This window comes from Frankia sp. CeTa3Moorea (genome assembly GCF_978021225.1).
The window spans coordinates 53,668-78,104 of sequence record NZ_CDXDOR010000005.1 but is presented as its reverse complement, the minus strand read 5'-3'; the positions used below and the strand labels follow the sequence as shown (position 1 = coordinate 78,104).

The following is a 24,437-nucleotide window of genomic DNA, read 5'->3' as shown; positions in this document are numbered from 1 at the left end:
GAGGGGGCGGACGGCATCGGCGGCGCGGGTACGGCGGAGGCCGCGGCCGGACGGGGAGCGGCGGGTGCAGACGTCGGCGAGGCCTCCACCGGGGAAGCCTGCACCGGCGAGGCCTGCACCGGCGGGGACGCGGGCGACGGCGCCGGGGTCGCCGGACCAGGCCGGCCGGCGGGACCAGGCCGCCCGGCGGGACCAGGCCGCCCGGGAACCGGACGCGGACCGGGCCGCGGCGCCAGACCAGGACGGGGCGGCGGGGTCGGACGGGCACCGCTGCCCGGCGGTCCCGGAGGGCCGGTGGTCCGGCCCGGGGAGGTGGGTGCGCCGTCGGCGGGGAACGCTTCCTTCAACTTGCGGACGACGGGTGCCTCGACAGTGGACGAAGCGGACTTCACGAACTCACCGAGATCCTTGAGCTTGGCGAGCACGGTCTTACTGTCGACACCAAGCTCCTTGGCGAGCTCGTGTACGCGGGCCTTTCCTGCCACGGTGCTCCTTCGTTCGGCCCGCGGTCCGTGCCCGCGTGACCTCGTTACCTGCTGGTCGTGATCATGGCTGGGTGCTCATTGAGCGGTCATCGCTGTCTCGACCTGCTTCCCTGTCGACGTCTGTTGGCGCCGCCTGTGGGAGTGGGTGCCGCTGGCGCGGGTACCCACTCCGTCTGACCCGGCCGGCCCGCTGCCGCGGTCCGCCCGTTCCATCCATCCATCTTTACCTGGTATCTCCTGTGCCTGATATCTCCCTGTGCCTGGCGCGACTACGGCGGACCGGCCCCGGAGGGACCGGCTACCGCGGGCAAAGCCGCTCCAGATACAGCCTGACCTGCTTCGCTCCGAGCGGGCCCGACACCCGCAATGCCCGTGGGAACGCCTTGCGACGCTCCGCGAGATCGAGGCATGCAAGATCGGGATGCACGTACGCACCCCGACCGCGCATCCGACGACGAGCATCCGGCAGAAGCTCGCCGCCTTCTACGACGATACGCAGTAGGTCAGAACTCGGCGCACGGCTTCGACATCCGACACAGGTACGAACGGGCTCCGCACGACGCGCCATCGCAAGTCTATCCCGCTTGGCCCCGAGAATGGCCACCCGCGGCAGGCGATCGCCGCGGTACCGCAGCTGGTCCCGATCGTCGAGGCGCACCAGCGGAGCCCCGTTCGGATCCGCTCCCACCGCCCTCGCCGGAGTCCTCGGTGTCAGAGTGGATGTCGATGCGCCACCCCGTCAGCCGGGCGGCGAGCCGGGCGTTCTGCCCCTCGCGACCGATGGCCAACGACAGTTGGTAATCGGGCACCACCACCCGCGCCGAGCGGCTCGCCGGGTCCGTCACCTCGACCCGGGCCACCCGGGCCGGGGACAACGCGCTCCCGACAAAGGTTGCCGGGTCGGCCGACCAGTCGACGATGTCGATCTTCTCGCCCCGCAGCTCGGCCATGACGGCACGCACCCGGCTGCCCATCGGCCCGATGCACGCGCCCTTGGGGTTGACCCCGGCCACCCGGGACCGCACCGCTATCTTGCTGCGATGCCCAGCCTCGCGGGCGATCGCAGCGAGTTCCACGGTGCCGTCGGCGACCTCGGGCACCTCCAGCCGGAACAGCCCCTTCACCAGCTCGGGATGGGTGCGGGACAACGTCACCGTGGGTCCGTGCTGCCCCCGCGCGACGTGCACCACATAACACTTGATCCGGTCACCGTGCTCGAGCCGCTCGCCGGGAACCTGCTCGGCCGGCGGCAGGACACCCTCGACGGTGCCGAGATTGACGAGCACGACCCTGGAGCCGGCCCGCTGTTCGTGATGTTGCACCACACCGGAGACGATCTCGTGCTCCCGGTCAGCGTACTGGCCGTAGGTGACCTCCTGCTGGGCCTCGCGCAGCCGCTGCATGATCACCTGTTTAGCGGTCATAGTCGCGATCCGCCCGAAGTCCGCCGGGGTGTCGTCGTACTCCCGGCTGGTGCCGTCCGGACCCCGTTCCCGGGCGAGGACGGAGACATCTCCGGTCGTCCGGTCGATCACCACCCGGGCGTCCTGCGCGGACCCGGCCGTGTGGTGATAGGCCGTCAGCAGTGCCGTCTCCATCGCCTGCACCAAGGTGTCGAAGGCAATGTCCTTCTCCCGCTCGATTCCGCGCAGCGCGGCCACGTCGAGCTTCACCGGGTCATCTCCTTACCGGCCGCGCCCCGGGGGCCGGCCTCCCGGCCGTCGTCATTGGATTCCCTCCCCGGCGCCGCCGGAAGATCGTCGCCCGGCTCCCCATACCCGAGATCGGCTGTCTCGCCGGGTTCCACCAACGCGGCGGACGAAGACGGCGTCTCCACCGACTCGACAGAAAGATCATCATACGCCTCGGCCGAGAACTCGACCTCGACAGTAGCCCGGGCCACCTGTGCGAAGGTCACCCGCGCAAGCCGCCGGCGCGGGGGGCGTCCGGGCCGCGCGGGATCCGTCGCCACCGCCAGGTCCGCCCCCGATTCGTCGGCGGAGAGGACACGCCCGGCGAGGACGATGCCGTCTCGATCACGTACCGTGACAAGCCTGCCGATCGCGCGGCGCCAGTGCCGAGGCTCGGTCAGCGGCCGTTCGACGCCCGGTGAGGTGACCTCGAGAACATAAGGCCCGGCGACCAGGCCCTGGCCGTCGGTCTCGGCGGCGTCGAGCAGCTCGGAGGCGAGCCGGCTGGCGTCCGCGACCGCGTCCAGGTCGACTCCGCCGTCGCGGTCCACCACCACCCGCACCACGCTGCGCGATCCGGCCCGTGCCACCGTCACATCCTCGAGATCGAAACCCGCGTCGGCGAGACCGGCCGCCAGCCGAGCCCGCAGCGCCGTCCGAACGCCGCCGCGCCCGCGGGCCGATCCGGATGGGCTCCGGTCGCGCGCGCGGCCGGCCTCCCCCGCCCCTGCCACTTCGACCGTCCCTTCCCGCATCCACGATGCCTGATCATCCGCCGGACCCACGACGCCGCTCCCCAGGCCGTAGGCCGGCCGCCACATTGTCATCCCCCGGGGGCGATACCCAGGTTCGGCCGGCGCCATCAAGCCGTGCGACCCTCGTCGACCCGACCCGCGGCACCGTCGACCCGACCCGCGGCACCGTCGAACAACGAGGACCGACTGCCGACGGTCCCGCCGGGCTGGGCCGTCACAGGGGCGAACGGCATCCCGGGTGAGATCCATAGCCTACGTCCGCCCCGACCGGAGTCCGTCGCGACCCGGGGGTAACCGGATCAGGCCGCGCGGACCACACGGCGATCCGGACGACAGCAGGGGATGTGCGAAGCTGCGACGGTGGATCCGGCGAACCTCACCCACGCCTCCCGACGACGGGTCCTCGCCGGGCTGACCGGCCTCACCCTCACCGGATTTGCCGGATTTACCGGATTCGAGGCCGCCGGGTGCAGCACCACGGTCGCGACGAACCGGACCGGTCCCGCAGTGGGCCCGGGCGGCGACGACCGCCGGGCGGCGAGGGCCGCCGCCGTCCGGGCGGCCACGCTGGCCGCGGCATACCGGACGGCGGCCGAGCGCCACCCGTCCCTGCGTCCCCTGTTCGACACGCTGCGGGCCCATCACGAAGTCCAGCTCCGGACCTTGGCCGAACAGTTCCCGGGCTCCGCACCGACCACGCCGGCCCAGGCGGCCACCCCGACCCAGGCGGCCACCCCGGCCCAGGCGGCCATGCCGACCCAGGCGGCCATGCCGACCCGGACGATCGGGCGCGACGGCGTCGGGACGGCGGGAACGGCGCAGCTCGTCGACGAGTCACCCACGGCCCGCGCCGCCACCATCGCCTCCCTGACCGGGATGGAGGATGCGGCGACGAACGCGGCCCGCACCGACTGCCTGCGCGCGGGCGGTCCGCTCGCGTCCCTGCTGGCGAGCATGTGCGCCGCCGGGACCGCGCATGCGGAGCTGCTGGCCCTCTCTGCGAGCCGGGTGTCCGGATGACCGCCGGCACACCACCGGGCGATCCGGCGTCGGCGACCCCCACGGAATCGACCACCGCAACCGACCACCCGGATCCCGCGGGTGTCGCGGCGCTGGTCACGATGCTCACGGCCACGCATGCCGCCGTCTACGCCGCCGCGGCGGCGGGAGGTGCCCTCGCGCCGCTCGGCCCGGCCGCGGCGCAGGCGCGCGAGCTCGCACGACTGAGCTATCTGGCGCACCAGGCGCTGCGCGACGACCTCATCACCGCGATCCGGGCCCGCGGCGGGGAGGCGCCACCGGCACTGCCCGCCTATCGACTCCCCGTCGCACCGGAGGGAATCGGGGTGGCACTGGCCCTCCTGGCCAGGATCGAGGACGCCTGCGCCATAGCGGCCCACGACGCCGTCACCGTGCTCGTCGGGGACGTCCGTGCGCTGGCCCTGGACGCGCTGACCGGCACCGCCGTACGCGCGCAGCGGGCCCGCATCGCGGCCGGCATGCCGCTGGCGGCCGCGAGCCGCGCGCTACCGGGGACGTGACCTGGCGTCCAGGGAGGCCGGGCCCGCTCCAGGAAGCGGGCCGCTCCCGTCAGCGGGTGACCCACGCGTCGGGGTCGCCGCCGAGGGTGGTCACGATGTCCGGAAGCTGACCACTCGCCACGTCAGCGAGGGTCACGGCCTCCAGCACCCGCCGCAGGTTCACCCGAACCGCGATCCACACATCCTGCAGGTTCTTGGCCGCGCCGTCGTAGTTCGTGTCCTCGGGACGCCGGCCTCGCACGCTGGCGAGCGGACCGTCGGTCGCCCGGATCACCGTGGCGATGGTGATCCGGTCGGGAGGAAGGCTCAGCTGGTATCCCCCGTCCGCGCCCCGGCGGCTCTGGACCAGCCCCGCCCGGCGTAGATCGGTGAGGATGTTCTCGAGGAAGCGCAGCGGCAGATCCTGCGCCGCGGCAAGCGCCTCGCCCTTGACGAGCCGACCGTTGCTCGCGGCCAACGTCAGGAGCGCGCGCAATGCGTAGTCGGCGCGAGCGGAGATCTGCATGCATCCATTCTGCCGCCGGTCCTCGCCGAATGGGTGGGCCGGGTCGGCAGCGGGCGAGGCGCGGCCCCGCGCCAACGGGCGCTGTTCCCGCCGCCGACTCGGCCGAACGAGCCTGCCGGCCAACGAACCTGCCGGCCGGGGAATCGGGGACTTCCTCAGCCAGCCCTCTCGGGATGGGGGGCGTCCGTGCCGCCGTCGGCGGAGGAGGTGGCCGTGGTGGCGGCTCCGACCGCCGCCACCTCCTTTGTACCGGCCGCGGCGGACCCGCCGGCGCTGCCGCCCCGGCGACGCCGAGCCGCCCGGACCGCCGTCGTACCCTCCGCAACCAGCCCACGGCGCTGCCGCATCCGCTGGTCCACCGCGTTGAATCCGGCATCGATGAGCACCCCGACCACGAAGATCGTGATCATCGAGGCCAGTACCCCGACCGTGTCGAGCAGTTCGCGGGCATTCTGCAGGTCGGCCCCGACGGACGGATGCCCCGGAACGATGACCAGCAACTCGCCGGCCATCAGGCTGCGCCAGGCGAACGCCCAGCCCTGCTTCAGGCCCGCGAGCACCGAGGGCAGGGCCGCCGGTACCACGATGTACCGGTAGAGGGACAGGCCACGCGCGCCCATGCTGCGGCCGACCTGGACCAGTAGAGGCGGCACGTAGTCCACGCCGTAGATGACGCCGTTGGCCACCGACGGCGCCGCCCCGAGCACCACCACGAACATGATCGCGGACTCGCTGAGCTTGAACAGCAGGATGGCGAGCGGGAACCAGACGATCGAGGGCATCGTCTGCACCGCGGTGATGAACGATCCCACCGCGGTACGCAGGACCCCGAAGCGGGACACCGCGATCCCGACCACGGTGCCAATGAGCACGGCGAGGGCGTATCCCTCCAGGGCCCGGACCAGGGTGCGGGCCAGAGCGTCCCAGAAGTGTCCGCTGCCCAGCTGGTCGACGAACTCGCCCAGCGCCTCGCCCGGCCCGGGCAGCACATAGCTGGGCTTCCAGCCGCTCCAGACGACGATCTGCCAGAACAGCAGGAACAGGAGCAGAGCGCCGAGCTTCGGCCAGGTGGCCGCCCAGGCGCGGGCCGCGAACGGCCGCCGTTGCGCGGTCGGGATGTCCAGCGCGTCGAGGCCGGCGAGGGCCACGTCGACGTCGAGGGGCTCGCCGGCCTCGCCGAGCCCGGCACTCTTACGGGTGGGGACGCTGACGTCAGTGGCCATGGCGGCCAACCTCCTCGCGTAGCCGCGCGGTCACCTCGGTGGCGAGCTCCGAGACGTGGGTGGAGTCGAGCCGGCGGGGGCGGTCGATATCGACGTCGAAGATCTCCACGACCCGGCCGGGCCGGGAGGACAGCAGCACGATGCGGTCACCGAGCCGGACCGCCTCGCGCACATCGTGGGTGACGAAGATGACGGTGACCCCCGTCTCCCGCCAGATCCGTTCGAGTTCGTCGTGGAGCAGATCGCGGGTCATCGCGTCGAGCGCACCGAACGGCTCGTCCATGCACAGGATGTCGGCCTCCTGCGCGAAGGCCCGGGCCAGGCTCACCCGCTGGCGCATGCCGCCGGACAGCTCATGGGGGCGCTTCGCGGACAGGCCGGCCAGCCGGACCATCGCGAGCAGGCTCTCGACCCGGTCCCGCCGCTCGGCCTTGCCGATCCCCCGCAGCCGCAGCGGCACCTCCACGTTGCCGCCCGCCGTCAGCCAGGGCAGCAACGCCGAGTCCTGGAACATCATCCCGACCCGCCGGCCGGTGGTGTCAACGACGCCCACGGAGGGCTGGTCGAGACCGGCGATCAGGCCGAGCAGGGTCGATTTCCCACAGCCGGACGCACCGAGGAGACAGACGAACTCGCCCGCCCGGACATCCAGGGAGACGTTGTCGAGCGCCTTGACGCTGGCGGGCCCGGCTCCGAAGACCCGGCTGACGCGGTGGATGCGCAGCGCGGTGTCGGTGAGTACAGCGGTGTCGGTGAGTACAGCGGTGTCGGTGAGTACAGCGGTCATGGTTCATTCCCCCATCGCGGTGTATGCGGCCGGTGTGCATGGACGGACGGACGGACCAGGCCGGGGCATCGATGATCGACACCCCGGCCTGGTCGTCGCCCTGTGGTCTCGGACCGAGGTTCAGCCGGCCCGGCTACCGGGGGTCCCGCGGGTCAGGAGTCGGAGACCGTCGGTTTGCCCTGCTTGGCGAGGATCTCGTTGAGGACCGTCAGATCGAACAGACCGTCGAGCTTCGGGTTCTCGATGAGGCCGAGCTCCTCCTGGTGCTTCGCCGAGGTGAACAGGGACGCCGCGATCGGGTCCGGAGTGAAGGTCAGCCCCTTCCAGGCCGAGGTGAGGATCTTGTCGGACAGCGGCTTGCCGCTCAGCTTGCCCAGTGCCGTGTTGGTGACCTTCGCGCCGGCGTCACGGTCGGCGTTGAGCGCGTTGATCGATTCCACGTTCGCCGTGATGAGCCGGCGGACGATCTCCGGGTTCTTCTTCAGGTAGTCCGTGCTCACCAGAAGCACCGTCGTGACGAACTGGCCCTTGGTCTCCGGCCACTCGTCGGCCTCGTTGACGAGCACCTTGCCCCCCGCGGCGACGAGCCGGGAGGCTATCGGCTCGGGCACCCAGGCCCCGTCGATGGCCTTGTTGGCGAAGGCGTCCACCGTCACGGTGTTGTCCTGGGGCTTGATGGAGACATCACCCCCGCCCTGGGGGTCGGTCTTCAGCCCGTTCTCCTTGAGGAAGTACCGCAGCGCCACGTCCTGGGTGTTGCCCAGGCTCGGGGTGGCGAGCGTGGCGCCCTTGAGCTGCGCGACGGAGGTGATCTCAGGCTTGACCACCAGCGACGCACCACCCGAGGTGGCGCCGGAGACGATCCGCACCGCCTCCCCGTGCGACTTGATGAAGCTGTTGACCGCCGGGTTGGGACCGATATAGCCGGCATCGATGGCGCCGGACAGAATCGCCTCCGCCTCCTGCACGCCGGAGTTGAAGGTCGACGTCTTGAGCGTGACTCCAGAACCGAGGTCCTTGGCGAAGATCCCCTTCTCGACACCGTAGAGAGCTGGCGCGTGGGTGAGGTTCGGGAAGTACCCGAGCCGCAGGGTGCCGGTGACCTGGCCGTTCGAGGCGACCGTCTGGGAGTCCCCGTCGTCACTCGAGCAGCCCACCACCGCCAGTACGAGCGCCCCCGCGGCGATGAGTGGCGTCGCTGCACGCCACAGTCTGCTCGGTCTCATAGATACCCCCTCACGCAGGCTGACGCCCGCGCCATGCATGTCGATCGAAGTCATCGGGATGGTAAGCATGCCAGATGGTGCCCATCCTGGCCATGTGACTTCATCGCGATGACATCGTTCTGCAATATCTTTGACCGGCCAGATGCACATAGCCGACAAAACGGATATTTCTGGGGATCAAAGAGGCCCCGGACACCATCGGAGCGGGTCCGGGATGGGCTCAGACCGGGATCGATCTCAGAACAAGATCAACCTCAGAACAGGATCGACGCGAAGGTCCCGACTCGCTGGAAGCCCACCCGGTCGTAGACCCGGCGGGCGGCATGGTTGAAGTCGTTGACGTACAGGCTGACCAGCGGGGCGAAGGCGGCCCGCGCCAGCGCGACCACACTCGCGGTTCCCGCGGCGCCGAGGCCGCGCCCGCGCAGCGCCGGGTCGACCCAGACGCCCTGGATCTGGCAGACGTCGCCCGCGACGGCGCCGATCTCGGCCTTGAACAGCACCCGGCCGTCGGCGATGTGGGCGAAGGAACGCCGCTGACCGACGAACTCGGCGACGCGGGCGCGGTAGAGGGCACCGCCGTCAGCGAGCACCGGGGACACCCCGATCTCCTCAGTGAACATGGCGATGCAGGCCGGCAGGATGACGTCCAGCTCGTCCGGGCGCACCGGGCGCACCGCCGGATCTGGGGCGACCCGCGGCGGTCGGTCGATCACGAGCAGGGGCTGGTCGGCCCGTACCTCCCGGGCCCGCCCCCAGGTCGGCTCCAGATGCTTCCACATCGCCGTCACCGAGGAGGAGACGCCGACGATGGACGAGCAGCGCCGTCCCTGCCGGCGAGCCCGCTCGGCGAACAGTCTCGCCGAGGTGGGGCCTGCCGCCACGGGCCAGAGGTTGGCGCCGGAATAACACAGAGCGACCAGGCAGCCATCCACGGTGTGCCCCCACATCTCGGCGCCGAGACGCCACGGGTCGAGCCCCGCCGCCTCGACCCGAGATGCGACGAACACATCGGCGACCGGGTTGCGGGCCAAGAGCTCGCGGACGGCCGGAAGATCCCTGTCGTCAAGCAGACGGGTCGGCGCGGACCGCAGAGGTAGGCCCATCCGGTCGAACCGGTTAACCCACGGAAACCGAGGGTTCGCCGGACGGGGTGCCGTCCGCCGCCATCTCCTCGGCCAGCCGCATGGCTTCCTCAATAAGGGTTTCCACGATCTGTGCCTCCGGAACGGTCTTCACGACCTCGCCTCGGACGAAGATCTGACCCTTGCCGTTCCCGGAGGCGACGCCGAGATCGGCCTCCCTGGCCTCGCCCGGCCCGTTCACGACGCAGCCCATGACGGCGACGCGCAACGGGACCTCCATGCCCTCGAGACCGGCGCTGACCTGATTGGCAAGGGTGTAGACGTCAACCTGAGCCCGACCGCAGGAGGGGCAGGATACGATCTCGAGTTTACGCTGCCGAAGTCCCAGGGACTCCAGGATCGCGGTGCCGACCTTCACCTCCTCGACCGGCGGTGCCGACAGCGACACTCTGATCGTGTCACCGATTCCCTCGGCGAGCAGGGCCCCGAAGGCGACCGCGGACTTGACCGTGCCCTGGAAGGACGGCCCGGCCTCGGTGACACCGAGGTGCAGCGGGTAGTCGCAGGCCTGGGCGAGCAGCCGGTACGCCTGGATCATGACGACCGGGTCGTGGTGCTTCACCGAGATCTTGATGTCGCGGAAGTCGTGCTCCTCGAACAGCGAGCATTCCCACAGGGCCGACTCCGTCAGCGCCTCCGGCGTGGCCTTGCCGTACTTCGCCAACAGCCGCTTGTCGAGCGAACCCGCGTTGACCCCGATCCGGATCGGAACGCCGGCGGCCTTCGCCGCGCGAGCAATCTCCCCGACCTTGTCGTCAAAAGCCTTGATGTTGCCGGGGTTGACCCGGACCGCGGCGCAGCCCGCGTCGATCGCGGCGAAGACGTACTTGGGCTGGAAGTGGATATCGGCAATCACCGGGATCGGGGATTTGCGGGCGATCGCGGCGAGGGCGTCAGCGTCGTCCTGGCTTGGCACCGCGACCCGGACGATCTGGCATCCCGACGCTGTCAGCTGTGCGATCTGCTGCAGCGTGGCGTTGACGTCTGACGTCAACGTGGTGCACATCGACTGAACGGAGACCGGAGCGTCACCCCCGACCGGGACGTTGCCCACGTGGATCTGCCGGCTGTGCCGCCGCGTGCCGAGCGGACGGGCCGGAGCGGTTGGCATGCCCAGAGTTACGGTCACGTTGTCCTCACTGGCGAATCGGAGACGAAGATCGACGTGCGACTGACTCGGCCTGTCGGCTGCAGGAGGCAGGGCAGAATGGCACACCGTCGCGCATGTTCATACGGAATTACTGATTCAGGCGAATGGGATTGACAATGTCGGCGGACAGGACAAGCAGACTGAACCCGAGCAGTACGACGACCGTGGCGTACGTGGCTGGTAACAGTTTGGCGAAATCCACCTTCTGTACCGGACCGCGATAACCCCGGAGCCTGCGTAGGCCATGCCGGGCCTGCTCGAAGCCCAGCACGGCAATATGACCGCCGTCCAACGGAAGTAGGGGCAACAGGTTAAAAATTCCGACCGCGAGATTGATCGCGGCGACCAGAATGAGAAGATTCCGCACCCGGTCCACGGCCGAACTGCCCTCGGCCGAGACCACATCACCGCCGATACGCGCCGCTCCCACCACGCTGATGAAACCCTGGGGGTCGCGGTCGTCGCTGAAGATATTAGCGATATCACCGATCCGGCGGGTCAGCGTCTCGTACATACCGGTGAACCCGGACCCGATGACATCGAAGGTGCGGGGCACGGCTTCGATCGGGTTGTAGTGCACTGTCTCGGTTCCCGGTCTGACGCCCAAGGCGCCGACCCGGTCGTCGCCCGCCTGCCCGGTCTCCCGATCGCGCCTGACCTCCACCAGGTTCGGCGTGAGGGTGAGGGTGCGGCCGTCCCGTTCGACGACCATCACCGCAGGCCCCGCTCCGTGCGCACGCACCTGCCGGGTGAACTGCGCCCACGTCGTGACCGGAACTCCGCCGAAGCTGACGATCCGGTCGCCCGGCCGCAGACCGGCCGCCGCGGCCGGCCCCGGTCCGGAACAGGTCGCGGTCGTGGCGACGCAGCTCGTCGCGCCGACCCTCGACTCGCTGATCGTGGTCGTGCCCAGGACGACAAGCACTCCGTAGACCAACACGATGGCGATGACGAAATGCACGAAAGAACCAGCCGATATAACCACGAGCCGGGCTCGCGCCCGCGCATTGTGGAAGGCGCGGGGTTCATCGGCCGGATCGATCTCCTCGAGCGGAGTCATCCCCTCGATCTTGACGAAACCGCCGGCCGGAATGGCCTTGATGCCGTACTCGGTCTCCCCCCGCCGCCGGGACCAGATGGTCGGCCCGAAACCGACGAAGAACTTGGAGGCCTTCATACCGTAGTGCCGGGCCGTCACGAAATGCCCGGCCTCGTGCGCGACGACCGACACCAGCAGGGCCAGTGCGAACGCCACAATGCCGAGAAGCTCCATCAGACCGCCCTCTCGGCGCCGGGGGGGCGGCTCACACCGTGTCCCGTTCGGTCTCACGCCGGATCAGCCGCCCGGCCGCCGCCCGCGCGGCCCGTTCGGTGGCGAACACCTCCTCCACGCTGGGATGATCGATCACTTCGTGCTCGGCGATGACCTCGGCCACCAGGTCGACAATACGGATGAAGGGCAGCCGCCCGGCGAGGAAGGCGGCCACCGCCTCCTCGTTCGCGGCGTTGAAGACCGCGGGGGCGGTGCCGCCGCGCCGCCCGGCCGTGCGGGCGAGCTCCACCGCCGGGAACGCCACCTCGTCCAGCGGTTCGAAGGTGAGCGCCTGCGCCCGCGACCAGTCCATCGGCGGCTGCGCCTGCGCCACCCGGTCCGGCCAGCCGAGCGCCAGCGCGATGGGCAGCCGCATGTCCGGCGGGGAGACCTGAGCGATCGTCGAGCCGTCGGTGAACTCGACCATCGAGTGCACCAACGACTGGGGGTGCACGACGACCTCGATGTCGTCGTAGGGAACCCCGAAGAACAGGTGCGCCTCGATCAGCTCGAGCCCCTTGTTCATCAGGGTCGCCGAGTTGATCGTCACCAGGGGTCCCATGTCCCAGGTGGGATGGGCCAACGCCTGCTCCGGGGTAACGGCGGCAAGCTCGTCGCGGCGGCGCCCGCGGAAGGGACCTCCGCTGGCGGTCAGCACCAGCTTGCCTACCTCGTCCCGTCGCCCGCCCCGCAGGCACTGCGCCAGTGCGGAGTGCTCGGAATCCACCGGCACCAGGCGGTCGGGGTCGCCACCGAGCGCGTCGAGCACCAACGGCCCCCCGGCGACCAACGATTCCTTGTTCGCCAACGCCACCGTCCGGCCGGCGGCCAGCGCCGCGAGCGTCGGGGCCAACCCGACCGAGCCGGTGATGCCGTTGAGGACGATGTCACACGGCCACGCCGCGATCTCGCTCGCGGCGTCGGGACCGGCGAGAATCTTTGGCACGGGGAACTCACCCCGACGGTAGCCCCGCCGCGACGCCTCGGCGAAGAAGGCCAACTGGAGGTCCTGAGCGGCCGAGGCCGCCGCCACTCCCACGGCCTGGACGCCGAGGTCCAGTGCCTGAGCGGCGAGCAGGTCCACCCGGGACCCGCCGCCCATCAACGCCACCACCCGGAACCGCTGCGGGTTGCGGCGTACGACATCTATCGCCTGGGTTCCGATCGAACCGGTGGACCCGAGCAGGACAACCTCACGCAGGATCGAAGCCTCCACCACGTCACCCATTCTCTCAGGCCCACCGACCGCTCGGCACCGCCCTGTTCGGTTCATGACAGGTGCCACCCGAAGATGCGCAATGGGTCCGGTGACAACTACGTTTCGTCAGGTCTGGTGGGCAGGACTTTGCGGTCGCCGCCCACCCCGATCGGCCACCCCGATCCGGGTGGCACGTCGGCCCGGTCGGTCACGTCGACGACGGCTCCGACGTCTGCTCATCCCCGGCCGGGCGAGGAAGAAGGTGTGGCGCCGGTTGCCGGCTGCCCGGACGGTTCGGCACCGGGGGTGGCATCCGGGGAGGCGGGCGACGCCGACGTGGTGGCGGGTCCGGAGGATGCGGCGGGTCCAGAGGATCCAGCCGCCGGTGCCGCGGGAGTCGGACTGGTGGCGACGCCCGTGCTGGCGGGACCGGCGGAGACGGCAGGGCCGGCGGAGACGGCAGGGCCGGGCAGGCCACTCGTCGCGGACGTAGGCGTGTAACCGAAATAGGTCAACGCCACGATGGTGGCACTCAGGCTGACGGAGGTCGGACCCAGCGCCGGACGTGCCTGCGCCCCCGGCCAGGTGTGCCCCGCGCCCTGCATGGCCAACAGCCCGACGTCATGGCCGGCTGGGCAGCCGCTCCACACGGTGCGCTGCCAGGCAGCCGTGTCCCGGGAGGTCTGGCGGGCTCCGCTGCAGCCCAGAGCGGAGGCGTACCGGGCGAGCCGGTCCTCCACGGGCTGGGCGACGACTCCGGTGAAGGGGGCCGGCCGCGAAGCGCCTCCGCCGGCATACGGCGCGATCTGGTCCGAGGTCCCATGGATCTCCAGGACGTTGGTGGCGGGCTTGGCGCAGGAGCCGGGCAGCACGCTCGACCCGACGGTCACCGCCGCCGCAAGACGGCCCGGCAGCGCGCAGGCCAGCGTGAGCACCATGTTCGCGCCGTCCGCGTAGCCCACGGCGAAGACGCGTCCCGCATCCAGGCACATCTGACCGACGAGGTCGTTGAGCAGCGCGCCGACGAAGAGCACGTCGTCGGGTCCCACCGCCTTCGATCTGGTGAAGTTCCACCGCCCCTGCATCCCGATCGGGGCGGCGACCACGAAGCCCGCCTTCGTCCCCTGATCGGCGAGCCGCGTGTACGCTTCCAGATCTTCCGGCGTCTGGTTCAGATCATGGAAATTGAAGATCAGCGGTAGTGGCCTGGCCCGAGGACCCGCGGTCGGTACGGCGAGGACGTAGCCGCGCTCGGTTCCTCCCACCCGCAGCGTGCGGGTACCGATCCCGGACGGCAGGGTCTTCCCGGTGACGCAGCCGCTCTCGGGGGGTGGTGGGACCGTGGGCAACGGTATGGCCGACGCCACGGCGGCACCGGCGGCACGGCCGCCGGACGCCCCGAGAGCGGCCTGGGTCGCCGAGGTCTTCGCCGGCCCCGGCTCCTGGGACATCGCGTACCACAGGAGCAGCAGCAACACCCCGGCGGCGGCCGTGATCGGCAGCCATACGGTGTTCGTCGCCCGGATATCCGGGCGGGAGGCCCCCCGGCGTCGGCTCGTCGGACTACCGAAGGACACGGTCACCGTCAGACGTCGCGCTCCCCGCGCCACCGAACTCGGCGGGACGGTCGGATCCGACCTGCTCCGGCTGGTCCGTCCGCTCCGGCGTCCCGGCCGGCTCGGCCGCAAGCTGTCCGCAGGCTGCCGCGATCTCCCGGCCCCGGGTGTCGCGCACCGTCGTCACGATGCCGCGGTCACGGAGCCGGCGGGCGAACGCGCGCTGGCCGGCCGGGACGCTGGCGCGCCACGAGGATCCACCGGTTGGATTCAACGGAATGAGGTTCACATGCGCGAGCCGGCCTACGAGCAGGTCCGCGAGGGCGTCGGCGCGTTCCACGTCATCGTTGACCCCATCGATCAGCGCGTACTCGACGCTTACCCGTCTGCCGGTTACCTCGGCGTACTCCCAGGCGGCCGCGAGCACCTCGGCCACCGGCCAACGGGTGTTGATGGGGACGAGTTCGTTCCGCAGAACGTCGTCCGGGGCGTGCAGGGACACCGCCAGAGTCACCGGCAGGCCCTCTCCGGAGAGGCGACGGATCGCCGGAACGAGGCCGACAGTGCTGACCGTCAGGCCGCGCGCCGACAGGCCCAGCCCGTCGGGGGGGTGAGCGGTGAGGCGGCGTAGCGCGACAATCACCGCGGCGTAGTTCGCCAGCGGCTCGCCCATCCCCATGAAGACCACGTTCGACAACCTGGTCGCGCTGCCCGCGAGCTCACGGCGCTGAAGAACCCGGGCGGCGTGCACGACCTGTTCGACGATCTCCGCGGTCGACAGGTTGCGGGTCAGCCCGCCCTGACCGGTGGCGCAGAACGGGCAGCCCATGCCGCAGCCCGCCTGGCTCGACACACAGACCGTCGCGCGACCCGGATATCTCATGATCACAGACTCGAGAGATGCGCCGTCCACGGCCCGCCACGCCGTCTTGCGGGTCAGACCGTCGTCGCAGCTCAGCGTCCGCACCGGGACGAGCAGCCTCGGCAGCAGGGCGTCGAGGAGCGGCTGGCGGTCCCGCTCCGGCAGGTCGGTCATCGCCTCGGGCTCATCGGCGGCGATCAACCGGGCATAATAGTGCCGGGCCACCTGATCGGCGCGGAAGGCCGGCTGCCCCAGCGACACCGCGACGTCACGTCGTTCCTGACGGGTCAGGTCGGCGAGGTGGCGCGGCACTCGGCCCGCTCGCCGGGTGAGCGTCAGTCGCGCGGGCCAGCCCGCCTCGGCGGGTGAGGGCTGGTCCGGACGTCCGGATTCGGCGGTCGTGGCAGTCATCGCGGATCCAGTCTGCCAGGTGACCGCGACCGAGACGAATGCACGGATCTGTCCGAAGGGACCCACGAGAGGCGAGACCGGTCGGCTGAGCCCGGTTCCGATCAGTTCAGGAAGGAAGTGATCAGAAGCCAGGCGACCGGGGCGGTGCACAACAACGAGTCCAAGCGGTCCATCAGGCCACCATGGCCGGGCAGCAGACTGCTCATGTCCTTGATGCCGATGTCGCGCTTGAGCAGGGACTCACCCAGGTCGCCGATCGTCGCGGTACACGCGACCGCCAGCCCGAGCAGAACGCCCTGCCAGGCCTCGGCCCCCAGCGGCCAGGCCAGCACGATCCCGGCGACGATCACACAGGTCACCGCCGAACCGACGAATCCCTCCCACGACTTCCCCGGGGAGACGGTAGGGGCCATCTTGTGCCGACCGCCGGAGAGGACACCGGCCGTGTAACCACCGACGTCGCTGGCCACCACCGTTCCCAGAAAGGCGACGACGCGCCAGCGACCATCGGAGGGTTCGGTGAGCAGCGCGGCGAAGCCAGCCGGAAAGCCGATGTAGCCGGCCACGAAGGCGGCGCCGGCGACGTCGCGGAGCAGACCCGTGGACGGCCCGAAAGCACGGACCAGCGCCGCCACGCCGATGGTGCCGGCGAGAGTCAGCAACAGGCCGGTGGTCCCATCGACGTACGCGACGACCGGCATGGCCGCCGCCCCGGCAACCAGGGGAAGCAGGGGAACCCGTACCTGCGTCAGTCGGATCGCGCGGACCACCTCGTGGGTGCCCAGGGCCATCGCGACACTGATCACCCCGACAAAGATCACCCGCAGGGTGAACAGCGGAACGAGGATGACGGCACCGAGAAGGATGCCGACACCGATGGCGGCCGGCAGGTTGCGGCCGGCACGTGAGGGCCGGGGCACCATCCCGGCGGGCCGACCGTGATTACCGGGCCCGCGGGGATTACCGGACTCAAGCGGATTACCGGGCCCATGCGAGGATCCCGGCGGCGCGGATGACCCGGACGGCCCGGACTCAGCCACCGCGCGGCCGTCGACAGTCGTCATGGCCGCCCGGCCGTGGGCAGCGACCGCCGCATCGCGCGCGCGTCATGCGCGGATCCGGGGACCGTCCAGACGATTCCGAGACCATGGGAATCGAACATCGGAGCAGGCGACCGGCATCGAGAACGGACGCAGGAATGATCAAACCGAGAGAAGATCCGATTCCTTGAGCCGAAGAAGTTCATCCACCTGCCCGACGTATCGGTGGGTTGCCTCGTCGAGATCCTTCTCACCCCGCCGGCCCTCGTCCTCGCCGGCATCGCCGTCCCGCACGATCCGATCGATCGTGTCCTTGGCGTGACGTCGGACGTTGCGGATGCTCACCCGGGCTTCCTCGGCCTTGGTCCGAGCCACCTTGACAAGATCGCGACGCCGTTGCTCGGACAGCTCCGGAAAAACACACCGGATGATGGTGCCGTCGTTGCTCGGGTTGACCCCGAGATCGGAATCGCGCACAGCCTTCTCGATCGCCCCCAGAGACGACTTGTCGTAAGGCGTGATGATCACCATACGCGGCTCCGGGATGTGGAACGACGCGAGCTGCTGCACCGGTGTCGGAGCGCCGTAGTAATCCACCAGGATCTTGGAGAAGACCGCGGGAGTGATACGCCCCGTGCGGATGTTCGCGAAGTCCTCCTTGGCGACCGAGACCGCCTTCTCCATCTTCTCCTCGGCCTCGAGAAGCGTGTCGTCGATCACCGCATTTCCTTCCGTCTGTTCCTGGTCCGCCGGCGTCCACCGGACGCCGGTCCTGTTATCATCGCAGTTCGGCCGAGCGCAGCCGAGTTCGTCGTCCCAGGGGCGAAGCCGTCCCGCCCGGTCCCGGATTCGCCTGACCGAGATCGCACAGCCGCCGCGTGCAGTGTGCCTTACCACGGCGTCCCCGCTGACCTGGGCCGACACGGCACGCCGACCGGGCCGGGAAGCATCACCTTGTCATCTCGAGGCGTGGCCATCCCGATGCCGGTGGCGTGCCGGACCACCGCACCCACCGAGAAGCCTCGGAGCCGCCGGCCGCCCGATCAGGGAGCCGGCGATCCGACGACGCTCAGGCCTGGCGGATGTTGAACCGGGAGAACCGACCGACCTCGATCTTCTCACCCAGCGACGCGCCGGCCTGGTCGAGCAGAGCTCGGATGGTCACCTTGCCGTCCTTCACCCATGGCTGGTCAAGCAGCACGCTGCTCTTCACATACCCGTTGACACGCCCTTCAACAATCTTCGCGATCGCCGGCTCAGGCTTGCCCTCCTCGCGGGCCGCGGCCTCGTAGATCTTTCGCTCCGCCTCGAGGACCTCGTTCGGGATCTGCTCGGCGGTGACATACAGCGGGTCCGCCGCGGCGATGTGCTGCGCGAGATCGCGGGCGAGTTGCTTGAAGTCCTCGGTCTTGGCCACGAAGTCCGTCTCGCAGCGAAGCTCGACGAGCACGCCGAGGGTAGGCGGGAGCTGCGGGTCGGTCCGGTGCAAGTAGGACTCGACCAGGCCGTTGGCGGCGCTGCGTGCCGCACGCTTGGCGACCTGTGCCTTGCCCTTCTCCCGCAGCCAGGACTTGGCCTTCTCGAAGTCCCCGGCGTTGTCGACCAGCGCCTTCTTGACGTCGCTCATCCCAGCGCCGGTGAGCTCCCGGAGCTTCCGGATGTCAGCGACTGAAATCTCTGCCATGGTGCTCTTCTCGTCGGTGTGGGTCTGGATGGTGGGTCTGGATGCTGTCGTAGTTCTACCGGCCCCGGCCCCGCGGTGCCCTTCGGGCGTCGCGGGAGCGCCCGCCCGAGCGGCCCGGGGCCCGGGTCCGACCACCGGAACCAGGCCCGACATTCGGGAGCGGTGGTCCCCGACCCGACTCGGGGAACCACCGTCCTCCTCACACGATGTCACCGCTGGTCGATCGCCATCACCGCGGGCGAATGAGACGCGGTAGCGGGTCAGACCACGGTGCCGACCGCGGCGTCCGGTCGTGTCCCGTCCGCGGGCCCCGCCGTCGCCGGCTCCACCGCACCCGGGGCCTCGACAGGTGCCTCACCACGCAGCAGTGCCTGCTCCCACTCGGCGAGCGGCTCCTCACCCGCAGACTGCTCGGGCTTGGCATCGGCAGAGCTCGAGGCGCCCGCACGGGCCATCAGACCGTCCGCGACCGCATCGGCGACCACCCGGGTGAGCAGCGCAGCGCTGCGGATCGCGTCGTCGTTGCCGGGGATCGGGTAATCGACCTCGTCCGGGTCGCAGTTCGTGTCGAGAATCGCCACGACGGGAATGCCGAGCTTGCGGGCCTCACCGACGGCGATGTGCTCCTTCTTGGTGTCGACGACCCACACCGCGCTCGGCACCCGGCTCATGTCGCGGATACCGCCGAGGGTGCGCTCGAGCTTGACCTTCTCCCGGGTCAGCACGAGCTGTTCCTTCTTCGTGCGCACCTCGGTACCGCCGGTCACCTCGATCTCCTCGAGCTCCTTGAGCCGCTGAAGACGCTTGTAGACCGTGGAGAAGTTGGTCAGCATGCCACCGAGCCACCGCTCCTTGACGTACGGCATCCCGACCCGGGCCGCATGTTCCTCGATTGCCTCCTGGGCCTGCTTCTTCGTCCCGATGAACAGGACCGTCCCACCGTGCGCCACGGTCTCCTTGACGAAGTCGTAGGCGCGGTCGATGTAGGACAGCGTCTGCTGCAGGTCGATGATGTAAATGCCGTTACGTTCGGTGAAGATGTACCGCTTCATCTTCGGATTCCAGCGCTTGGTCTGGTGCCCGAAGTGCACACCGCTCTCCAGCAGCTGCTTCATGGTGACGACGGCCATCGGACGTCGCTCCTTCCCGCCCGGCCTGGGCCGGGACGCCTCGGTTGTGACGGCGCCATCTGACGACGGCAGCCCCTGACGCCCGATTGGTCGTGGCCGTCGCTGTGCGGCGGACCGAGGAGACCCTTCCGATGATCCGATCCGGATCATCGGAAGTGGGCGTGCGAACTGGGCCCGGTGGACGGGCCCTGCGATCGATGATACCTGCCGGGTACGAGGATCCATCGGGCGACCACATCGGATCGGATCAACGGACCGGCCGGCGATGTCCACAGAGCGCGGGCACCGACAGCATGCGGCGGGAGTTATCCACAGATCACACGGCCGGTCTACCCAACGGCATCAAAACGCCGCACCGTGGACGAGGCCGGTCCGCTCCCCCCTCGGATCGGCACAGCGGCGGCCGGACGAGCGGACCTGGACCGGGTCCGGCCGCCGCGCCTCCCCCGGACCCGGAGGTGTCACCGTCATGCCCCCTTTGCCGCGCTTCGACCCGCTCTGGCTCGTCATCCCGGCGGTCGCCATCCTGATCGCCCTGGGACGGCCCACTACGATGCCGATCAAGCCGCACGCCGACGGGCCACGCCTCGTCCTGGCCGCACGTGATCCGCAACGGAGCACCACCGCCTTGTCCGAGCCCTTGTCCGAGCCCGGGCGGTCCGCCCCGTCCGGTGCGACCGACTCCGCCGGTGGGCTCGGCCCCGGTGACGGGTTCGGTACCGCGCCCCGCCACGACGTCATCGAGCAGGCCCTGGGGGTCAGCCAGGTTCAGGCCGTGGTGAGGACCCCGGGCCCACCTCCTCTCAGGCTCACCCCCGGCACGTCGGCGGAACCCTCGACGACACCTGCTCCGTCCACAGCGCGGTCGACGCCGGCGGCGCATCCGGCCCCCTCGCCTCGCGCCCCCTCGCCGAAGGCAACCTCGTCACCTCGACGACCGGCGACTCCCACCGTCCGGCCTCCCTCCGCCCCACGATCTCCCCGGCCGGCGGACCGCCGAGCCGGGGAACGAACGCGGCCGGCCGTGACCCCGCCGGCCGCCGGCCCGCCGGGCGGCGGAGAAGGGGACGAGCACCCGGACCCGCCACCCGGCGACGTCGGACCGGAGAACTCCGCGGCACCGCCGGCCCACGGCGGCAGGGTCCGGGCTCTGCGATGGCCGTTGTCGGGGGCCGTCACGGTGAGCCGCGGTTTCGAACGCCCGCTTTCACCCTACGGACCCGGTCATCGCGGAATCGACCTCAAAGCCTCTCCGGCCGCCCCGGTTCTCGCCGCAGCCGACGGGGTGGTGAGTTTCGCCGGGTCCGTGGCGAACCGCGGCATCGTCACCGTCACGCATGGCGACCTCCGCACGACCTACGAACCACTGACGCCGGCGATCAGCCCCGGAACCGCGGTCCGAGCCGGGGACCTGCTCGGCTGGATGAGCGATGGCCATCCAGGCTGTCCGGTGGCCGCATGCCTGCACTGGGGGCTTCTGCGCCGGACGGACTACCTCAATCCTCTGCTGTTCTTCCGCAGAACTCCGCCCCGCCTCCTGCCCCCCCTCCCCCCAGCAGATCGCTCCCCTGGGTCCCCGGCCTTCTCTCAAGCCCGGGGATGAGCCTGCTCAAAGGCCGCGCGCAACCGTTCCGGCGTCACGTGGGTATAGATCTGCGTGGTCGCGAGACTTGCATGGCCGAGAAACTCCTGGACGGAGCGCAGATCGGCCCCGCCTTCCACCATGTGCGTCGCCGCCGAATGTCGCAGACCATGCGGAGTCAGACCGGCCGGAGCAACACCGGCCGCCACCCTCGTCGTCAGAATCCGCCGTACCGTGCGCGGGTCGAGGCGACCTCCGCGCAGGCCGAGGAGCAGCGCACGCCCGCTACGGGCGGTCATCAGCCGCGGCCGTCCCGTTGATCGCCAGGACCGCAGGGAGGCCACCGCCGGCACACTGAACGGCACGCTGCGCTCCTTGCCACCCTTACCGAGGACCCGCAGCAACCGCCGGTCGTCATCAATGTGCCCCAGGTCAAGACCGCACAGCTCGGACACCCGGATTCCGCTGCCGTACAAGAGTTCGAGAACGAGTGCGTCCCGCAACTCCACCGCCCGCCGTACGGCCCGCTCGGAGTCTGCCGTCGAGTCCGGCAGCCCGGACGGCTGCGACGTGCCCGGGGGCGACACATCAGGCGAAGGGTTCTCAAGGAGCTGACGCGCGGCCGCGGCGGTGAGCACCTCAGGCACCCTTCTGACCGTACGGTTACCTACGAGCCGTGCGGCGACGTCGGTGTCGAGGAAGCCACGGCGCGCCGCATAGGAGGAGAAGACCCGGGCCATCGAGGCGCGCCGGGCCAGGCTTGCCGGCGCCGCCCCGGCGGCGCGCATCGAGGCGAGCCAGCTCCGCAGAAGCGCCAGATCGAGGTCGGCGAGGACCGAACAGCCCATCCGCTCCGCGTGAGCGCGCAGGTTAGCGAGGTCGGCGGTGTAGGCACGCACGGTCTCAGGAGATCGGTCCAGCTCCGCGGTGAGATGGCGGAGAAAACCCGCGACCGCCGTGTCCCAGCCGGACTCGGGTGTCTCGACTATCTCGCCTCGCAGGGCCATGCGACGACCGTGGCGGCATCGGCGGTTCTCGTCAAGACGCCGCGGCGTCCGCGACATTGCACCCGAGGACATTGCACCCAAGCTGCCTCAGGTCTCCTCATCGGGGTTTTCGCCGTCGAGTCCCGGATCCGCGGTACTGCGCGTCGAGGAACGATCGGCCCCGCCGTGGGCGGCACCCGGTCGGGTACCGGACCGCCTGCCGGACGTGGCGGGATGGGACGGGTTCGACGGCGCTCGGCCCAGATTCGTGAGGCGGTAACCGCCCGCCACGTTCTCGACCAGCCCCTCCACCGCGAGTGGGCCCAGCATCGCCAGCACCGCCTCGGGGCGCAGGCCGGTGCGGCGCGCCAGCACAGCCACCCCGACGGCAGCGCGGGCCGGCATCGCGTCGAGAAGCTCGCGCACCGCCTCGGACAACCCGTCCCGCGGGCCATCCCCGCTCGCCGGCCGCTGTGCGAACGATCCGATACTCGCGATTTCCTCCCTGATGTCCTCGGCTCCGGTGACCAGGACCGTCTGTTCACGGAAGTCCCGGAGCAGCCGGTGACAGCCTGCGCTCATGGCGCTGGTCACCGGTCCCGGAACGACCATGACGGGACGACCGAGCCTACGGGTGTGGGCGACCGTGTTCAGCGCGCCGCTACGGTGGCCCGCCTCGACCAGGACCGTCCCCCGGGACAGAGCCGCGATGATGCGATTACGGGTGAGGAATCGGCGTCGGTACGGCGGCGTGCCCGGCGACACCTCGCTGACTACCGCCCCGGTACGGGCGATCTCCTCCAGCAGTTCCACATGGGCAGTCGGGTAGGGAACGTCGACACCCCCGGCGAGCACCGCCACCGTCGATCCGGCTGCGGCCAACGCCCCCCGGTGTGCTGCTGCGTCAATGCCGAACGCGGCTCCCGACACCACGGCCCATCCCTGTTCCGCCATCGCAAACGCGATCTCTCCGGCGAGGTGCAGCCCGTAGCTGGTCGCGGTCCGGCAGCCCACGACAGTGACCGCCCGGGGTGGGAGCTCGCTCAGGTTGACCGGACCACGGACCCACAGAGCCAGTGGAGTGCCGATCATCGAACCGTCTCCCTCGTCCCGAAGACGGTCCAGGGCATCCAGTTCGAGGGGCCACTCGGCGTCCTGGGGACAGACCAGCCGGGCGCCGGCGCGCCATGCCGCGTCCAGGTCCCGAACCGGATCGACACTCGGGTGCGCCGCCCGGAGCGCATTCCACACCTCGGACGCACCCCGGCGCCTGACCTCGACGGCCACGCGACGATGTTCCGGGCCGAAGACGCGGGCCAGGGCGACACGGGCCAACCGCTCGGGATCCGACCAGTCGGTGCCACCCGGTGCCACCCTCCCGGGCGCGGGACCGGGATCCGCCCCCCGGGCATCCGGCGGAGTCGTCGAGCTCATGTCCCACTCCCTGAAGACGGCACCGGATGCGGCTTCTTCCTCCTGCGCGACACGGTCTCCTGCGCGACACGGTTCACGTCACGGTCAGGAGCGTCCCCACGGGGGCCTCCCATGCTCATGCCGACCACCCGGGCAATCTCAGATCCAGCGCGGCACCGAACTGCTCGGGACCGGGCGTGCCCCGTCCGGCGAGATCGGCGAAGGTCCACGCCAACCTCAGGACACGGTCGAGACCGCGCGCGGTGAGCAGGCCTCTTTCGAATGCCCGCTCGGCCACGGCCGTCGCCCTCGCCGGCAGCGGCCACAGTCGGCGCATCGCCGGCCCCGGCACCTCCGCGTTGAGCCGCCACGGCGTTCCGGCCAGCCGGACCCGGGTCGCCTCCTGGGCCGCGGCGACCCGCGCCGCGACGACCGCGGACGAATCACCCTGGCCACGGTCCGCCCGTAGCTCCGCTCGGCTGGGAGCGCTCAACGCCACCTGGATGTCGATCCGATCCAGGAGCGGCCCGGACAAACGGGCCAGATAGCGCCGACGGACCAGGCTCGGGCACTCGCAGCCCACCGCGCGTGGGCCACGGGCCTTCGAACACGGGCAGGGATTCGCGGCCAGAACCAGCTGGAAGCGGGCGGGAAACCGTGTCGTCGCGCGAGCGCGGGCGATCTCGATCTCGCCGCTCTCCAACGGTTGACGTAGCGCATCGAGACTTTGACGGGTAAACTCCGGCGCCTCGTCC

At 70.4% G+C, this 24,437-nt stretch carries 24 protein-coding genes; 3 read left to right on the top strand and 21 right to left on the bottom strand.

Annotation, left to right across the window (positions count from 1 at the left end; all coding sequences use genetic code 11):
* The 4 genes from AC08OV_RS02260 to rimP form a co-directional block, all read right to left on the bottom strand.
* Positions 1-485 (bottom strand): translation initiation factor IF-2 N-terminal domain-containing protein (locus AC08OV_RS02260; protein WP_476619178.1); only part of this gene is annotated, 485 nt, incomplete at its 3' end.
* 298 nt (positions 486-783) lie between these two features.
* A complete protein-coding gene (locus AC08OV_RS02255; protein ID WP_476613202.1) occupies positions 784-1,053 on the bottom strand; it encodes a YlxR family protein in 270 nt (89 codons plus the stop codon).
* A 7-nt stretch (positions 1,054-1,060) separates the two neighbouring features.
* Complete coding sequence (gene nusA, locus AC08OV_RS02250) at positions 1,061-2,158, bottom strand: transcription termination factor NusA (protein ID WP_476613201.1); 1,098 nt, start codon at positions 2,156-2,158, stop codon at positions 1,061-1,063.
* Positions 2,155-2,931, bottom strand: a complete 777-nt coding sequence (gene rimP, locus AC08OV_RS02245; RefSeq protein WP_476619177.1) for a ribosome maturation factor RimP — start codon at positions 2,929-2,931, stop codon at positions 2,155-2,157. The genes nusA and rimP overlap by 4 nt, the downstream gene beginning before the upstream one ends.
* Before the next feature lie 342 nt (positions 2,932-3,273).
* Between rimP and AC08OV_RS02240 the strand changes: the two genes are divergently transcribed.
* Together AC08OV_RS02240 and AC08OV_RS02235 are read left to right on the top strand one after the other, a co-directional pair.
* Complete coding sequence (locus AC08OV_RS02240; RefSeq protein ID WP_476613199.1) at positions 3,274-3,951, top strand: hypothetical protein; 678 nt, start codon at positions 3,274-3,276, stop codon at positions 3,949-3,951.
* On the top strand, positions 3,948-4,472 hold the full coding sequence (locus AC08OV_RS02235) for a DUF4439 domain-containing protein (RefSeq protein WP_476613198.1): 525 nt from the start codon (positions 3,948-3,950) through the stop codon (positions 4,470-4,472). The genes AC08OV_RS02240 and AC08OV_RS02235 overlap by 4 nt, the downstream gene beginning before the upstream one ends.
* A 49-nt stretch (positions 4,473-4,521) precedes the next feature.
* Here the strand turns inward: AC08OV_RS02235 and AC08OV_RS02230 are convergent, their stop codons facing one another.
* The 14 genes from AC08OV_RS02230 to rpsB all read right to left on the bottom strand — a co-directional run bounded on the left by AC08OV_RS02230 (position 4,522) and on the right by rpsB (position 19,701).
* Positions 4,522-4,977 (bottom strand): RrF2 family transcriptional regulator, encoded by a 456-nt coding sequence (locus tag AC08OV_RS02230; protein WP_462185778.1) that lies wholly within the window; start codon positions 4,975-4,977, stop codon positions 4,522-4,524.
* A 155-nt stretch (positions 4,978-5,132) separates the two neighbouring features.
* Positions 5,133-6,200 (bottom strand): ABC transporter permease, encoded by a 1,068-nt coding sequence (locus AC08OV_RS02225; RefSeq protein ID WP_476613197.1) that lies wholly within the window; start codon positions 6,198-6,200, stop codon positions 5,133-5,135.
* Positions 6,190-6,987, bottom strand: coding sequence for an ABC transporter ATP-binding protein (locus AC08OV_RS02220; RefSeq protein ID WP_476613196.1), 798 nt, complete (start codon positions 6,985-6,987; stop codon positions 6,190-6,192). The genes AC08OV_RS02225 and AC08OV_RS02220 overlap by 11 nt, the downstream gene beginning before the upstream one ends.
* 152 nt (positions 6,988-7,139) lie before the next feature.
* Positions 7,140-8,213: an ABC transporter substrate-binding protein gene (locus AC08OV_RS02215; protein ID WP_476613195.1), complete on the bottom strand. Its 1,074-nt coding sequence runs from the start codon at positions 8,211-8,213 to the stop codon at positions 7,140-7,142.
* 254 nt (positions 8,214-8,467) lie between these two features.
* On the bottom strand, positions 8,468-9,319 hold the full coding sequence (locus AC08OV_RS02210; RefSeq protein WP_476613194.1) for a GNAT family N-acetyltransferase: 852 nt from the start codon (positions 9,317-9,319) through the stop codon (positions 8,468-8,470).
* Between the two features lie 13 nt (positions 9,320-9,332).
* Positions 9,333-10,487, bottom strand: coding sequence for a flavodoxin-dependent (E)-4-hydroxy-3-methylbut-2-enyl-diphosphate synthase (gene ispG, locus AC08OV_RS02205; protein WP_476599139.1), 1,155 nt, complete (start codon positions 10,485-10,487; stop codon positions 9,333-9,335).
* Positions 10,488-10,596: 109 nt separating this feature from the next.
* On the bottom strand, positions 10,597-11,781 hold the full coding sequence (locus tag AC08OV_RS02200; protein WP_476613193.1) for a M50 family metallopeptidase: 1,185 nt from the start codon (positions 11,779-11,781) through the stop codon (positions 10,597-10,599).
* 31 nt (positions 11,782-11,812) lie between these two features.
* Entirely contained in the window at positions 11,813-13,048 is a 1,236-nt protein-coding gene (gene dxr / locus AC08OV_RS02195) for a 1-deoxy-D-xylulose-5-phosphate reductoisomerase (RefSeq protein ID WP_476613192.1), read from the bottom strand.
* Between the two features lie 206 nt (positions 13,049-13,254).
* Positions 13,255-14,595 carry a CE1 family esterase gene (locus AC08OV_RS02190; RefSeq protein ID WP_476613191.1) on the bottom strand — a complete coding sequence of 447 codons (1,341 nt, stop codon included), beginning with the start codon at positions 14,593-14,595 and terminating at the stop codon, positions 13,255-13,257.
* A complete protein-coding gene (rlmN, locus tag AC08OV_RS02185; RefSeq protein WP_476613190.1) occupies positions 14,582-15,847 on the bottom strand; it encodes a dual-specificity RNA methyltransferase RlmN in 1,266 nt (421 codons plus the stop codon). The genes AC08OV_RS02190 and rlmN overlap by 14 nt, the downstream gene beginning before the upstream one ends.
* 101 nt (positions 15,848-15,948) lie before the next feature.
* On the bottom strand, positions 15,949-16,770 hold the full coding sequence (locus AC08OV_RS02180; RefSeq protein ID WP_462202907.1) for a phosphatidate cytidylyltransferase: 822 nt from the start codon (positions 16,768-16,770) through the stop codon (positions 15,949-15,951).
* Between the two features lie 279 nt (positions 16,771-17,049).
* Positions 17,050-17,607 (bottom strand): ribosome recycling factor, encoded by a 558-nt coding sequence (gene frr, locus AC08OV_RS02175; RefSeq protein WP_462185789.1) that lies wholly within the window; start codon positions 17,605-17,607, stop codon positions 17,050-17,052.
* A 349-nt stretch (positions 17,608-17,956) separates the two neighbouring features.
* Positions 17,957-18,571 (bottom strand): translation elongation factor Ts, encoded by a 615-nt coding sequence (gene tsf, locus AC08OV_RS02170; protein WP_476613189.1) that lies wholly within the window; start codon positions 18,569-18,571, stop codon positions 17,957-17,959.
* A gap of 260 nt (positions 18,572-18,831) precedes the next feature.
* Positions 18,832-19,701: a 30S ribosomal protein S2 gene (gene rpsB / locus AC08OV_RS02165; protein WP_476613188.1), complete on the bottom strand. Its 870-nt coding sequence runs from the start codon at positions 19,699-19,701 to the stop codon at positions 18,832-18,834.
* A gap of 469 nt (positions 19,702-20,170) precedes the next feature.
* Between rpsB and AC08OV_RS02160 the strand changes: the two genes are divergently transcribed.
* Positions 20,171-21,304, top strand: coding sequence for a M23 family metallopeptidase (locus tag AC08OV_RS02160; protein WP_476619176.1), 1,134 nt, complete (start codon positions 20,171-20,173; stop codon positions 21,302-21,304).
* On the opposite strand, the gene AC08OV_RS02155 is transcribed toward AC08OV_RS02160, so the two are convergent.
* The 3 genes from AC08OV_RS02155 to AC08OV_RS02145 form a co-directional block, all read right to left on the bottom strand.
* Positions 21,289-22,290, bottom strand: a complete 1,002-nt coding sequence (locus AC08OV_RS02155; protein WP_476614607.1) for a tyrosine-type recombinase/integrase — start codon at positions 22,288-22,290, stop codon at positions 21,289-21,291. The two genes, AC08OV_RS02160 and AC08OV_RS02155, sit on opposite strands and share 16 nt — an antisense overlap.
* A gap of 87 nt (positions 22,291-22,377) precedes the next feature.
* A complete protein-coding gene (gene dprA, locus AC08OV_RS02150; protein WP_476614606.1) occupies positions 22,378-23,703 on the bottom strand; it encodes a DNA-processing protein DprA in 1,326 nt (441 codons plus the stop codon).
* Between the two features lie 115 nt (positions 23,704-23,818).
* A partial coding sequence (locus AC08OV_RS02145) for an ATP-binding protein (RefSeq protein ID WP_476619175.1) occupies positions 23,819-24,437 on the bottom strand: 619 nt, incomplete at its 5' end.